Source organism: Rhodococcoides trifolii, assembly GCF_014635345.1.
In the GTDB taxonomy this organism is placed as follows: domain Bacteria; phylum Actinomycetota; class Actinomycetes; order Mycobacteriales; family Mycobacteriaceae; genus Rhodococcoides; species Rhodococcoides trifolii.
This window is the reverse complement of sequence record NZ_BMCU01000001.1, coordinates 969206-984247: the sequence shown is the minus strand read 5'-3', so window position 1 is coordinate 984247 and position 15042 is coordinate 969206. Positions and strand designations below refer to the sequence as shown.

The 15042-nt window shown below is 66.0% G+C and carries 7 protein-coding genes; 4 read left to right on the top strand and 3 right to left on the bottom strand.

The features are described 5' to 3' along the window. The first annotated feature begins 32 nt into the window (after nt 1–32). The 3 genes from IEW02_RS04575 to IEW02_RS04565 are packed head-to-tail and all read left to right on the top strand — an operon-like array spanning nt 33 to nt 2631. Nucleotides 33–1010 (top strand): ATP-binding cassette domain-containing protein, encoded by a 978-nt coding sequence (locus tag IEW02_RS04575; RefSeq protein WP_188543463.1) that lies wholly within the window; start codon nt 33–35, stop codon nt 1008–1010. Beyond that, entirely contained in the window at nt 1007–1807 is an 801-nt protein-coding gene (locus IEW02_RS04570; protein ID WP_188543462.1) for an ABC transporter permease, read from the top strand. Before IEW02_RS04575 ends, IEW02_RS04570 begins: the two co-directional genes overlap by 4 nt. Further along, nucleotides 1783–2631 carry an ABC transporter permease gene (locus IEW02_RS04565; protein ID WP_188543461.1) on the top strand — a complete coding sequence of 283 codons (849 nt, stop codon included), beginning with the start codon at nt 1783–1785 and terminating at the stop codon, nt 2629–2631. The genes IEW02_RS04570 and IEW02_RS04565 overlap by 25 nt, the downstream gene beginning before the upstream one ends. On the opposite strand, the gene IEW02_RS04560 is transcribed toward IEW02_RS04565, so the two are convergent. Then, nucleotides 2628–3503: a glycosyltransferase family 2 protein gene (locus IEW02_RS04560; RefSeq protein WP_188543460.1), complete on the bottom strand. Its 876-nt coding sequence runs from the start codon at nt 3501–3503 to the stop codon at nt 2628–2630. The genes IEW02_RS04565 and IEW02_RS04560 overlap by 4 nt on opposite strands. A gap of 134 nt (nt 3504–3637) precedes the next feature. Then, nucleotides 3638–12100 carry a non-ribosomal peptide synthetase gene (locus IEW02_RS04555; protein WP_188543459.1) on the bottom strand — a complete coding sequence of 2821 codons (8463 nt, stop codon included), beginning with the start codon at nt 12098–12100 and terminating at the stop codon, nt 3638–3640. Between the two features lie 243 nt (nt 12101–12343). On the opposite strand from IEW02_RS04555, the gene IEW02_RS04550 reads away from it, so the two are divergent. After that, nucleotides 12344–13717 (top strand): wax ester/triacylglycerol synthase domain-containing protein, encoded by a 1374-nt coding sequence (locus IEW02_RS04550; protein WP_188543458.1) that lies wholly within the window; start codon nt 12344–12346, stop codon nt 13715–13717. Here the strand turns inward: IEW02_RS04550 and IEW02_RS04545 are convergent. Next, nucleotides 13714–14961 carry an HNH endonuclease signature motif containing protein gene (locus tag IEW02_RS04545; RefSeq protein WP_188543457.1) on the bottom strand — a complete coding sequence of 416 codons (1248 nt, stop codon included), beginning with the start codon at nt 14959–14961 and terminating at the stop codon, nt 13714–13716. The two genes, IEW02_RS04550 and IEW02_RS04545, sit on opposite strands and share 4 nt — an antisense overlap. Nucleotides 14962–15042 lie beyond the last annotated feature (81 nt).

The window sequence follows — 15042 nt, the reverse complement described above, 5'->3', positions numbered from 1 at the left end:
ACGAGCAAGATCCCCTGCGACCGTGGAGACTCATGCCATCACACGACACAGCCGTACTCGTGGAGGACGTACACAAGTCCTTCGGAACGGTTGCTGCTCTGCAAGGCGTCAGCTTCAGTGTCCCGACCGGCTCCATTCTCGGCATACTCGGGCCCAATGGTGCCGGTAAGACCACCACCGTCAAGGTGCTCTCGACACTGATCCGCCCCGACAAGGGTCGCGCGGTGGTCTCCGGTCACGACGTGACCGAGGACCCGTCGGCCGTCCGCCGGTCCATTCTGATGACGGGCCAGTACGCGGCGCTCGACGACGCTTTGACCGGGCGCGAGAACCTCATCCTGTTCGGCCGTCTGATGGGGCTGACCAAGAAGGCCGCGAGGGCCCGCGCACACGACTTGCTGGTCGACTTCGATCTCGAGGATTCCGCCGACCGCGCAGTCCGCGGCTACTCCGGCGGTATGCGCCGCCGCATCGACATCGCGTGCGGGCTCGTCGTCCGACCGGATGTCGTGTTTCTCGACGAGCCGACGACCGGGCTGGACCCGCGCAGCCGTAAGGCCGTGTGGTCGCTCGTGGATTCGCTTCGGACACAAGGCATTACGACGCTACTGACCACTCAGTACCTCGAAGAGGCCGACGTACTCAGCGACAGCATCATCGTGATCGACCACGGCCGCGTGATCGCGCAGGGCACCGCGGACGAGCTGAAGTCGACCACCGGCGGCAACTACTGCCACATCGTCCCTCGGGATCCCGCCGACGTCCCACGCGCCGCGAGTGCCCTCGCCGACCTGCTGCCGCCGAACTTCGCCAAGTCGGACCTCACAGCCGACAGCATCTCCATCCCGGCCGCCGACGGTCCCGCAGTGCTCGCCGAGGCACTCAAGCGGCTCGATGCGGCGGGCATCGTGCTCTCGGACATCGGCTTGCGCCGGCCGTCCTTGGACGACGTCTTCCTGTCCCTGACCGGGCAGAGCAGCCCGGCTGCCGCCGAAGCGGACGCCGTATGACGGCCGTCGCGGCGGGTACCCGGTCGTCTCATCGGGCCCCCACCCCCACCGCGTTCAAGCAGTGGAGCAGCCTGTCCGGCCGAGCGCTCGGTGGGATGATTCGGTCCGGCGGCCTCCTCGTCGCAGTTCTGGCTCCCGCGGTGTACACCGTCGGTTTCTATCTGCCGCTGAAATTGGTCATGCAATTTCAGGGGATCAACTACGCGCAGTTCTTGATGCCCATCATCTGTTTGCAGGCAATGGCATTCACGGCCATTTCTGCGGCGCAGCGATCGGCCATCGAAGGCCAATCGGGAATGACATCTCGTCTGCAGACGATGCCGGTGGTCGTCTGGGTGCCACTGCTCGCGAGGGCCACCGCGAACTTCGTACACGCGTCGCTGTCGCTGATCGCGGCGATCGTCTACGGGTCGATCATCGGGTTCCGCTTCACGGCGGGATTCGTCGATGCCGTGGTGTTCTGCGGATTCGCCCTGCTGGTCGGCGCAGCCCTCACGACGGGTGGCGATGCCATCGGTTCGCTGTCGAGAAGCCCGGAAGCCACCAGCCAGGCGCTAACTCTCCCCCAGCTCATCCTCGGCATGCTGTCCTCCGGGTTCGTCCCGGAGACGGGCTTTCCCGAATGGATCCGCCCGTTCGTCCGTAACCAGCCGATCTCGTTGTTCTCCAAGGCAATGCGCGACATGGCCGACGGCGGCATCAATCCGTCGACGCTGTGGCCGGCGCTGGCGTGGGCCGTCGGGCTCATCGTCGTTCTGGTTCCCCTGGCCGTATGGGCGAGCGTGAGGCGATCATGACCGAACTCGATCTACGCCCCCTTCCGCAGGCGACGCGTCACCTCAGCGAGCGAAGTCCCGTCGCGCTGTACACCCAGAGCGTGATGCACTGCGGCCGGTTGCTCCGCCGGTGGGCCCGTGACCCGCTCACGATCATCCAGGCGATGGTCTACCCCGTGTTGTTCCTGCTGATGCTGCGGACGGTGCTGGGGAACTCGATATCCTCCGCCACCGGGGTGGACAGCATCTTCGGCACGGTTCCGCTGATGACGCTGGTCGCCGCCATGTCGGGCTCGCTCGCCAGCGCGATCGGGTTGCGGCGCGAACGCCAAGCCGGGTTGCTCGCCCGCTTCCAGACGTTGCCCGTCCACCGAGCGGCGGGTCTGGTCGGCCGGTTGCTCGCCGAAGCTGTCCGCATCCTGGGGACCACCGTCCTGATGGTCGTCGTCGGGTTCTTTCTGGGGTTCCGCTTCGACCAGGGCATCGTGCCCGGCATCGCAGCGATGGGCATTCCCCTGGCGTTCGGCATCGGCTTCGCGGTGTTCATCAGCGCGGCCGCAGTCGTCACCACGACGTTCCCCATTGTGGAGGGCGTCGGCATGCTGTTCACGCTGCTGATGTTCTTCAACTCGGGCTTCGTACCCACGCAGGCATACCCGACGTGGTTGCAGCCGATCGTCGCCCACAACCCGATCTCGGTGTCGGTGGACGCCATGAAGGGGCTCACGCTCGGCGGACCGGTTCAGTGGCCGCTGATTCAGTCCCTGTTCTGGGCCTTCGGGCTGATGATCGTGTTCGCGGTGCCGGCCATCCGCGGGTACCGGCGCGCCGCCGAGTCGGTCTAGACGCTGCGAACCGGTGAGCTTCGCACCTCACCGGTCTTCGTCCTCACGAGCGTGCGGAGCGACACCCGCCCCAGTTCGGGGTCGTAGGCCCGGTACGGCAGCCAGGTAAGCGCGTGCATCCCCCAGGTGACGGGAGCGACGAGGTACCGAACCTGCCTGGTGGCCTTGCCGTGCAGCGCGAACGTTTCGACACCGGCGCGAACGTACTTCGTGAACTCGGTCGGCGGCGTCAGCCGTCGGCGCGGGGACGTGTCCACCCACATGTCGCCGAGCCACGCGATCTTCAGGCCGTGATCGTTGATGGTCAACGCCAGGTCGACGTCTTCGTGGACGTCGCTGCGGGTCGAGACGGACCCCTTCACCTTCGTCCAGGTCGACTTTCGAATGGCCATGTTGGCGCCCGCAAGATTGTCGATCGGCATATCGTTGCCGACCATTTTCAGTGACATCAATCCGCGGACGAAATGTTCCTTGAAACCACCGAAAGGCGAATCGTACGGAATGGATATTCCGGTCACACCGCCGAATGCGCCACTGTCGTCCGATTCGAGAAACCGCTTGATTGCGCGCGCCCACCCGGGCCGTACCAGCGAGTCGGCGTCGACCCGACCGATGACGTCGCCCGTGGCCGCTCCGAAGCCGGCGCTCCGCGCAGCAAGAATCCCCTGGACAGGCTCGTGAACCAGGCGTAGGCAGTCGATTTTCTCTGCGTACTCCTTGACGATTCTCTCGGTGTCGTCCGTGCTGTTGTTGTCGACCACGATGATCTCGTCGATTTCGTCGATCTGTGCAAACAACGATTCGAGGCACGCTGCAACGGTCTCTTCTTCGTTGTACGCCGGGACGACGACAGAAAGCGTCGGAGGTGTCATTTTTCGAATGTACCGCGCATTTCTTGCCGCATTCAAGCGCACGTTTCGCGAACATTTCGGTCAATGAATCGAAAGACGAATCGAAACAATCGATCAGAATGGTGTGTCGACGATTTCCCGACGTCGGGCTCGATTCAGGAGTGCGAGTCGCGCGACGCCGAGGCCCACGGCAACAGATCGGCCGAAGACACCGATTTCACGTCGGCTCCCAGATCGGCACCACCGAAGTCGTCGGCGACCACCACCTGAAGGTCGGCCGCGTCCTCGGGATCGACCTGCGGAACGGACGCCGCGGGCAGGAACGCGTGGGTCACCCAGTTGTCGGCGAGAACGTCGTCGAGTTCGGCCGGGCCTCCGTCCACCACGACGCCGCCGACCTGCGCCGCCACCATCGCACCGAACAACGCGGTCCCGGCTCCCAGGGCCGGATCGGCGTAGACACGTGACTCGTAGTCGGTGCCCAACACGGCCGACGCCGCTGTGACGGAACGGGCGAAGTCTGCGTAGCTGATCGGATCGGCTCCCTGCGGCGCGAAAGCCGGCGCCGACTGGTCGACGGGTCGTTCGCGGTCACCGACCGAGATCGCTCGCGATTCCATCGAGGCCGTCACTGCGGCGTCGCCGACGTCGATCACGCGCCGTCCGTTCGAGACCGCGCCGACCCCGCTCGACAACACCACCGCCGCATCGGAGCGCATCGATGCGAGACCCGCACCGCTCTTGATCACCGCCCACAGAGACTCGAGACGCAAGAGCGGATCGACCGTCTCGACCGCGACGAGATCGCCGGTCCCGATACCCGACCTCAGCAGCAGTCGGGCCAGCTGGTTCGACCGAGCGTCGAGCCGCGCGTATGTGGTCTCGTCGTCACCGCTCACGAAGGCCGGCGCCGACGGGTCCGCCTCGACGCTCGTGCGCAGCAGGGACACGAGCGACGGCGTCGACACCGCGGACTCGATTGCGACGGAGGGGCGGGGCGAAGCAGACCCGATGTCGATCGATCCCAGCGACACGGCCGGATCGTCGGTTACGGCGACGATGACCGCACCGAGCACGTTCGCGAAGCCGCGCACGGTGGCTTCGTCGAACAGATCGACTGCGTACGTCAGCACCGCCGATACCGCCGCGTCGCTCTCGCGATCGGGCCGATCGTCGATGGTCAGCGTCAGGTCGAAGTTGGCCGGCTCGAACGGATTGTCCAACTGCGCCACGCGCAGGCCCGGCAACTCCAGTTCCATGCGGTCGGTGTTCTGGTACGCCAGCGCGGTCTGGAACAGGGGCGATCTGGTCGACGATCGCGCTGTGGTCACCGCGTCGACCACCGATTCGAACGGAATCTCCGCGTGGGCGAACGCCGACAGGTCCACTTCGCGAGCGGAGTCGACGAGGTCACCGAAGCTGTCGTCCTCGTCGACGGTCAGGCGCAGCACGAGGGTGTTGACCAGCATGCCGACCATCGGGTCGAGCTCGGCGTTGCCGCGACCGGCAACCGCCGTACCGATGGGGACGTCGAGCGAACCGGTGAGCCGGGACAGCCCGACCGCCAAGGCCGCGTGCATCACCATGAAGGGAGTTGCGCGGTGCTCTCGCGCGATGTCCCGGACCTTGTCGTAGCGCGACGCGGAAATGTCGAACGACAGCGACGCGCCGCGACGCGACGGGACCGCGGGCCGCGGACGGTCCCGGGGCAGGTCGATCTCGTCCGGCAGGGCGGCCAACGTCTGCCGCCAGTACTCGAGCTGGCGGTTCGCGAGGGAGTCGGGGTCCTCGAACGATCCCAGAACCTCGCGCTGCCAGAGCGCGTAGTCGGCGTACTGGAACTTCAGCGGCTGCCAGGCCGGCAGCGCTCCGCCGGCGCGCGACGCGAACGCGGTCATCACATCGCCCGTCAGCGGAGCGAACGAGAAACCATCGGAAGCGATGTGGTGCACCACGACCCCGAGGGCGTGGTCGGAGGGGCCGATTCTGAACAGCCGCACCCGCAGCGGAACCTCGGTGGTGACGTCGAAGCCCTGCAACGCTGTCTCGACGAACGCCCCGTACAGAGATTCTTCCGTGACCGGGACGGGCTCGAGGTCGAGTGCGACGTCGGCCGCGTCGAGGATCTGCTGGTGACCGACACCGTCGACGTCCGGGTAGATGGTGCGCAGCGTCTCGTGCCGCTCCACCACGTCTCGCACGGCGTTCCGCAGTGCGTCCAGATCGAGGTCGCCCTGCAGGCGAAGACCCAAGGGGAGGTTGTACATCGGCGACGCCGGGTCGAGCCGGTTCGCGATCCACATCCGTTGCTGCGCAAGGGCCAACGGGAGAACGTCGGGTCGAGGTACGGCGACGAGGGGACGGCGGCCGCCCGACGAACCGGCGTCGAGGGTGGCGGCAAGATCGGCCACGGTCTGCGCGTCGAACACCGAGCGCAGAGGAACGCGGACACCGAGTGCCGCACCGATACGCGACGCAGCCTGCGTTGCCACCAGCGAGTTGCCGCCGAGGGCGAAGAAGTTGTCGCCCAATCCGATTCGTTCGACACCGAGAAGGTCGGCGAACACTTCGGCCACCACGCGCTGCTCGACCGTGCGAGGTTCGCGGAACTTGCGCGGGTCTCCCACCGGATCCGGCAGGGCAGCACGGTCGATCTTGCCGCTGGCCGTCAGCGGGATCGCCTCGAGTACGACGACGACGGGAACCATGTATGCGGGCAGCATGCGCGCCGCGTCGGCGCGCACCGTGTCGGTGTCGACGGTGGCGCCCGCTCTCGGCACCACATACGCGATCAGCACTTCGTCGCGCACCACGGCCACGGCCTGTGCGATGCGGTCGGACACGAGCATCGCCGACTCGATCTCGCCGAGTTCGATTCGCAGCCCTCGCAACTTGACCTGGAAGTCGGCGCGGCCCACGAACTCGAGCTCGCCGTCCGAGTTCCAGCGTGCCAGATCGCCTGTGCGATACATTCTTTCGCCGCGCCCCGACGGCCGTGCCACGAACCGATCGGCCGTCAGCGTCGGCCTGTCGTTGTATCCGCGCGCAATCTGCGTGCCCGCCAGGTACAGCTCACCGGTGACCCCGTCGGGCACAGCGTGCAGGCGCGAATCGAGCACCAGCGCGATGGTGTCTCCCACCGGGAGTCCGATGGGCACGGCAGGACCACCCGCCGGGCCGACCGTGTGTTCGGTTGCGTGAACCGAGAATTCGGTGGGTCCGTACAGGTTGTGGATCTCGATGCGGTTCTCGGCCCGAGCCCGGAACTCGTCGACGACGGCGCGTGAGAGCGCCTCGCCGGCGAGGAAGACCACCCGCAGCGAATCGCATGTGTGCGAATCGGAATGGGCGGTGAACAGAGTGAACATCGACGGGACGAACGACACCGCCGTGATGCGGTGGTCTTCGATGGCGCGCACCAGGTAGTCCGGGTCGCGGTGGCCGTCCGGCTCCGCGATCACCAAGGTGGCTCCGCTCGCGAGCGCACCGAACAGTTCCCACAACGAGACGTCGAACGTCATCGGTGTCTTGAGCAGCACGGTGTCGTCGGCCGTGAGTTCGTACTCCTGGTGGAACCACTCGATCTGCGAGGTGATGGCGCCGTGAGAGACGGTGACACCCTTCGGCTTTCCTGTCGACCCGGAGGTGAACACGACGTACGCGGCGTTGCCGCTCCGCACCGGAGCGCGCAGTTCGTCGTCGGTCAGGGGTGCGTCCGAGTACGCGTCGGCGTCCAGCGCGTCCAAGCTCTCCGGACCGGACAGGACGTAGACCGGTTTCGCGGTGTCGACGATGAACTGCGTGCGCTCGGCGGGTTGCTCCGGATCGATCGGAACGTACCCGCCACCCGCCTTCAGAATGGCGTACACCGCGACGACCGCGTCGATCGACCGCGGAAGCGAGGTGGCGACGAACTTCTCCGGGCCGACTCCCGCGTCGATGAGCGCGCGCGCCAACCTGTTTGCGCGAGAATCGAACTCCCGGTACGTGAGGGCAGTGTCGCCGAAGACCACTGCAACGGCGTCGGGGGTTTCGACGACCTGCCGGTCGTACGACGACAGCAGGCTACGGGAGGCGTCCGTGAGGTCCTCGGGTTGCACCGGGCGCACCAGTCGCGACTGCTCCACCGACCCGAGCAGCTCGATGTCGCCGACGGGCTTGTCGGGGTTCTCGGTCACCTCGGAGGCGACGATCAGGAACCGTTCTGCCAGTGCCGCAACGGTTTTGTGATCGAAGAGGTCGGTGGCGTACCCGATCGAGGCCGACATTCCGTCGGGCGCCCCGAGCGGTGAGACCGAATCGACGAGGGTGAACTGCAGGTCGAACTTCGCGACACCCAAGTCGAATTCGAGGGTTTCCAGACGGAGATCGGTGAGCTCGAAGTGAGCCTGCTCCAGGTTCTGAAACGCGAGCATCACCTGAAAGATGGGGTGACGGGACCGCGAGCGCGGCGGGTCGATGACCTCGACGAGACGCTCGAACGGCACGTCGGCGTGCGCGAAGGCGGCCAGGTCCTGCTCGCGAACGTGCTCGAGCAACGACGTGAAGTTCTGGTTGCTGTCGATACGCGTGCGCAGCGCCAAAGTGTTGACGAACATGCCGATCATGTCGTCGATCGCCGCGTCCCCGCGTCCGGCGATGGGGGTGCCGAGCGTGACATCGTCGGTGTTTCCGTAGCGAGCCAGAACGACCGCGAGCACGGAGTGCATCACCATGAACAAGGTCGACGAGTTGCGCCTGGCGAGTTCGAGCAAGCGCTCGTGCAGTTCGGCGTCGAGATGGAAGTCGTACGTGGCACCGGCGTGTGTGGGCTCCGCCGGCCGGGGACGGTCGGCAGGCAACTGCAGTTCGTCCGGCAGGTCCGCGAGGGCACTGAGCCAGTACTGTTCCTGTTGCGCGATAACCGATTCAGGGTCGGATTCGTCACCGAGCACCTCGCGTTGCCAGACCGCGTAGTCGGAGTACTGCACCGGAAGGGGGGCCCAGGTGGGGGCGTACCAGGAAATGCGAGCGCTGTACGCGGCCATCAGGTCGCGCGCGAGCGGGGCCATCGAGGCACCGTCCGCCGAGATGTGGTGAACCACGACGGCGAGGACATGCGACCCGGGTGCCGTACGGAACAGGCGCGACGCGATCGGGACGGTCTCGGTGACGTCGAACGTGGTTGCGGCCAAGTCGAACACGGCCGAACGCAGATCGCTCTCGTTGATGTCCACGGGAGTCAGGTCCGGCACGACGGACTCGGCCATCATCGGCACCTGCACGGGACCGTGGTCGGTTTCCGGGTACATCGACCGGAGCGATTCGTGGCGGTCGATCACGTCGAGCATCGCGACCTGGAGCGCCGGCACATCGAGATCGCCGATCAACCGCACCGCGAAGGGGATGTTGTAAGCCGCCGATTCCGGGTCGAACCGGTTGAGGAACCACATCCGTCGCTGCGCGTACGAGAGTGGGGCCGGATCACCGCTCGGCCGGTGCGTCAGGGCGCGACGCACACCGCCACCACCGTTGACCTGCAGACGGGCCGCGAGCGCGGCAACCGACGGCGCCTCGAAGAGCGTGCGGACGGTGACCGTGGTGCCGAGGGCGGCTCCGAGCCGCGAGACGGCGCGGGTCGCGATCAGCGAGTTGCCGCCGAGGGCGAAGAAGTCGTCGTCTCTGCCCACGCGATCGACGCCGAGCAGTTCGACGAACACCGACGCCACGATCTCCTCGACGGGCATGGTGGGTGCGCGGAACTCGCGTGATTCGATGACCGGCTCGGGCAGGCGTGCGCGGTCGACCTTGCCGTTCACGGTGAGGGGCAGACTGTCGAGAACCATCACCGACTGCGGCACCATGTGCGCCGGAAGGTTCTGTACCGCAAAGCGATGCAGTTCCTCGTGGTCGATGGTGCGACCCTCTTCGAGCAGGACGTACGACGCCAGCAGCAGCACGCCCGCTGATTGCCGGTGCGCGATCGTCACCGACGTGCGCACGCTGTCGTGCATGCTCAGGGCAGCGTCGATCTCGCCGAGCTCGACGCGAATTCCGCGGATCTTGATCTGGAAATCGGCGCGGCCGACGTATGTGATCTCACCGGTCCGAGTCCACCGGACCAGGTCACCGGTGCGATACATGCGCTGACCCGGCTCGCCGAAGGGACACGGGACGAAGCGCACCGCGGTGACCCCGCCGGCGTTGACGTATCCGCGCGCCTCCGAACCCCCGATGAGGTAGAGCTCGCCGACGACACCGACCGGAACGGGACGCATCCGGCGGTCGAGCACCACGCACGACGCCCCGCGGACCGGCCCACCGATGGTGATCTGCTCACCCGCGACGAGCGGGTCGCTCATGTGCGAGATCATCGTGAACTCGGTGGGGCCGTACGCGTTGTACATGTTGCGTCCCGGCGCCCAGCGCGCGACCAGGTCGGGCGGGCAGGCCTCGCCTGCGGTCACCACGTGGCGAATGTGGTCGAGCCCGGCAGGATCGACGGACGCCAGCGCGCCGGGGGTGACCACAGAGTGGGTGACCTGCTTGGCCCTCATGTAGTCCGCGAGGTCCTCGCCGCCGAAGACGTCCACGGGTGAGATGACCAGGGTGGCAGACCGGCTGAGCATCATGAGCTGCTCGAAGATCGACGCGTCGAAACTCGGTGACGCCAGTGCGAGTACGCGCGAGTCCCGGTCGATGTCCATGATCAGCGGAAGCTGGTGCCAGAGACCGACGACACCGCGGTTGCCCACCATCACGCCCTTGGGCAGGCCGGTGGATCCGGAGGTGTAGACGAGCCACGCGCACGTGTCGATGTGCACACCCTCGAGCCGCTCGTCGTCTCGGACCGGTGCCTCCGATTCGGCGGACATCTTCTCGTCCAGCTCCGCCGAATCGACGACGAGCCAGGCGGACGTGTCCGGCAGGAGGTCGCGGTGCCGCCGGTCGGTGAGGCCGATGAAGGCACCGGAGTTCTCGACGAGGTACTCGATACGCGATTGCGGGTACTTCGGGTCGATCGGCAGGAATGCCGCGCCGGTCTTCACGACGGCCCACGTCGAGACCAACATTTCCAGTGATCGCGGAAGTGCAATCGCCACAACGGATTCGGGACCGACGCCGTGGCCGATCAGCACCCGCGCGAGCTGGTTGACGGCGGCGTCGAGCTCGGCATACGTGACCGTCTTGTCGATGGTGTCGACAGCGACGGCGTCGGGCGCTGCAGCGACGGCCATGTCGATGAGGTCGACGAATCGCCGCGGCGCCACGCCGGGCAGGCCGATCGCCGGAATGAGATCGAGTCGCTCGTCGGCGGTGAGCAACTCGATGTCGCGCACGGGAGAGTCGATGTCGACCTCGGCGAATCGGCCCATGAACGTGAGAAAGCGATCCCGAAGATCGGTGACGTCCTGCGCGCTGTACATGTTCGGGTTGGCTTCGAAATCGATGCGCAGCTCGCCCTCACCCGCGGCCGGGTACAGATTGATCGCCAGATCTTCGACGGGCCCGGTGGTCAGGACGTGGTACGAACCACTGACCGATCCGAGGGCGATCTCGTTCTCGAACAGCATCAGGTTCACCGCCGGACCGAACAGTCCGCGCGTGTTGGTGGCTTCGCCCGCGTCGCGGCGGATGTCCTCGTGGCGGTAGCGCTGTCGGCGGAGGGCTCCGGTGAGCTCGCGCTGCACCCGGTCGACGGTCTGCGCGATCGTGACGTCCGCGTCGAGGTCGATCACGAGCGGGACGACGTTCGAGACCATGCCGCCGGAGCGACGGAGCACCGCACTGGTACGGCCCGACACCGGGAGGCTCAGCACGATCTGCGAGGTTCCGGTCATGCGGGAGAGAAACGCCGCGAACGCCGCTATCGCGAGTGGGGCGGTGCTCGATCCGAGGGAATCGACCCGCTTGGCCAGCAGTTCGGACACAGCAACCGGTGTCGGTCCGGTAGCCGCCGCGGCCGGAACCGCCAGCGGAGCCGCCGAGTCGACGAAGGACACCGGGTCGGGCAGGGTCTCGAACTTCTCCGACCAGTGCTCTCGGTCCTTCTCGAAACGGGTGGACTCCCGGTAGGCGACGTCGTCCTCGTAGATCGCCCGAAGGTTCTCGGCGCGGGAGGGCGCGGGCTCGCGGCCCTCGACCAGCGCGGTGTAGTACTCCGCCACGCGGCGCATCATCGTCATGGCGCCGAAACCGTCGAGCACGATGTGGTGGATGCGGCTGTACCAGAAGTACCGATCGTCGGCGACGGTGATCAGGTAGGTGACCACGAGGCGGTCGGTCGCCAGGTCGATGGGCGAGCTGCATTCGTCGCGCATCCATTCGATGGCGGCGTCGACAGGCGAGTGCGCGTCGCGGAAGTCGCGGGTCCGGAAAGTGTCGGTCAAGGACGTGTCCACCCACTGGGCGGGGACACCGTCTTCCTCCGCCATGCGCACGTAGCCGGATCCGAACTCGGCCCCGACTGCCTTCATCGTTCGTTCGAGCAGGTCGGCGTCGATGTATCCGCGCAGGTCTACGTAGTGAGCGATCGAGACCGGCACGTTCCCGGCAAGTTGCTGCGCGAACCAGATGCCGCGCTGCGCAGCTGTCAGGGGTACCACGTCGACGGGGGAGGTTCCATCGGTGTCGCGCACTGAAAACCTTTCCCTCGTCTCGTCCGACGGCTGCAACCCGCCTCTCGACTGATGTCGTCCCGCAATTCCGGATCATTACCGTCGGTGGCCGCGCACAAGGGCGTCAGGCCGATTACACAGTGTTTCACAGTCGGAAAACCCGAACAAGGTGACAGGATTGGAATCAATCGACGGGTAGTCTGGAATTTCGGGGCTCTGATCGATCGATATACAAGGTGGTCGGCCATGATTCGCGGAGAACCGATGTCTTCTCGGGACGCGCTGAATTTCTACTTCGAGTCCACGCATACGTCCGCACTTCTCGTGCATGCGTTCGTGCTCGATGCGGCAAACGTTCCCGGCGCGGTGAGAACGCAGGCCGATGCCAATGCGTACGCCGAGTCGGTGATGCACCTCGATCCGATCTTCACCAAACGCCTGCACCGTGTGCCTCTGGATCTCGACTTCCCTTACTGGATTTCGGATTCCGACGTCGACCTCGCGCACCACGTGTTCGTCCACACCCAGGCGCCCGGCGACACGACGGCGGTTCGCAGCACCATCGTCGACATATCCCGCACCTTCTTCGACTTCACCGCCCGGCCGGCGTGGGAGCTTCACTTCCTCGTCGATCTGCACGGCATCGACGGCATCCCGGACGGTGGTTCGCTGTTCGTCATCAAGTTCCACCACAGCGCGATCGACGGCGTCGGTGCGTCCGACCTGGTCTCCCGCATGCTGGCTGTCGAGCCCGCCCAGCCGTCGCCGCCGCGGCCTCAGGTCCCGGTCCCCGGCGCACTGGCTGCGCTTCGAGGTCTACCTCGCGGCTTCGGCACGTTGGCCAAGACGTTCGTGACCGCCGCACGCATGAAGCGTTCGGCCCGCGGGTCGACCGGTTCACTCGCCCTGAGCGCCGATACTCACCGCAAGGGCCCGGCCACCCGCTTCAACGTCGATCTCGAACCGGACATGGTGTGGGATGTCGCATGGTTCGATCTGGATCGCGTTCGCGAGGTCAAGACCGCCATCGACGGCGGAACCGTCAACGACGTCATGCTCACCGCCATCTCCCTCGCGTACTCGTCCTACCTTGCCGAGCACTGGGAGACTCCGGCGGCCTCTCTCCGCATGTCGATGCCCATGAACACCCGCACCATGAAAGACGCCACCACTGCGAATCAGCTCGCCATCCTGGTGATGAGCATGCACACCGACATCGCCGACCCGGTGGCCCGACTGCAGGCCATTCACGATTCGGCGCTCCTGGAGAAGAAGTACATCGCCGACGCGACGCTGGGAAAGAACCGCCAGCCGCCGAACCCGCTCAACTCGCTCCCGTCCGTCCTCCTGCCGCCGATCGGAAAGACGCTGCGTGGACCGTCGAAGAAGGCGACGGAAGCGTTCGTCAACACCATGATCAGCAACGTCACCTACGGTCGTGGTCCGTTGCAATTGAACGGCGCCCCGGTTGTCGGCTGCCTCGGAGTCCTACCGACCGTGCGGGGGGTGCACCTCGCACACTCCGTCCGATCCGTCGGCAGTTCCATCTCGATCTCCGTTGCGTCCAACCGTGCGGTGATGCCGGACATCGAGCACTACATGGATCTGCTCCAGGCCGCGATGTCGAGTTTGAGTTAAGCCGCTGCTCTTCGCGTCTGCTCCAGATCCCAGTTTCGTCGCAACACGTCGGTTGCGTAGGACTCGTTCAGCGGCTCCCCTCCCCACTCCGGCACCACCGTCGACGGTCCGATGTGTCGGTAGCGCTGCGCCATGTCGTCGGCCGACCCCGCGATCGACGGGGCGTACTCGATGATCCGGTCGTCCTGATCACGGAACTCGAAGGTTTGATTGCCTGTCGCCTTGATGGCGAAGTGCCCGTGGTGAAGTGAACGGTGGTGCTCGCCGCACAGCATGACGAGATTGTCGAGATCGGTGAGACCACCCCTCGACCAGAACACGACGTGGTGCGCGTGGAGGAACCGGGTGCGGCCGCATCCCGGCACCGCGCAGCATCGGTCTCGTATCAGCAAGGCCCGCATCTGCGCCCGCGACGGAGCCCGACGCTTCCGACCGAACGCCAGCGTCTCCCCAAGTTTCCCATGGCCCACCCGCCGAAGCGTTGCGCCGCACAGTAATTGGTGAAGCGTGGATTCGTCGAGACCAGGCCCGTTGTCGAGGTTCCCATGGTTGTTGTGGTCGACATGGACGATCACCTCCGCTGCGGGTGAGTGGACGGGTGAATCCGTTGCTGCACAGACGATCTCGGACATGGCGACGACCGCAGGCGCAACGTTCGAGGGCGCGGGCGCGTTCAGGTCGGGCGTGTCGTCGCCGGTCCTGCGCCGTTCGTACTCCGCACGCGTGACGCCGGCCAGGAACCGCGCACCGTCCTCGGGCGACAGACGCAGCGACACCTTCAGATCGCCACCCTCGTGCCACCACCATCGCCCACCGCACTTCGACTCCTCGGGCTCAGGTTTGTCGGTCTTCTTCAGACCCCGGCACAGCCGCTCGAGGTGCGCAGCCGGCGCTACCAGCGCGATCTCGACCAGCGACTGTTCGGTGCGCTCGGTGGCCACACGGGTCATGGCTCGTACCTTCGAGAACGACAGCGTCCCCGAGGCGAATGCGTCTGCCATCACGGGCAGTTGCGTCAGCGACTTTGCGACGCGGACCTGCTCACGGGCGGTGTGCAGATCGACACCAGCCTTCCACGACAGCCAGTGCGCGCACGACTTCACCTGCGGCCCGGCCCACCCGTCACGAGAATCGAACTCGGCCAGAAGCGCCAGATAGCGAGCAGTTCCCGCCGCGATCTGCCCAGCCAACGTGCAGATCTCTTCTTCTAGTTCCTCGATCGATCGAACAGCCGATACCGCCATGACACCCTCCCCGAAGATCGAACATATGTTCGACGAGGATAGGCGAACTCACTGACATCCCACCGAAAAGCGTCCCCGCGG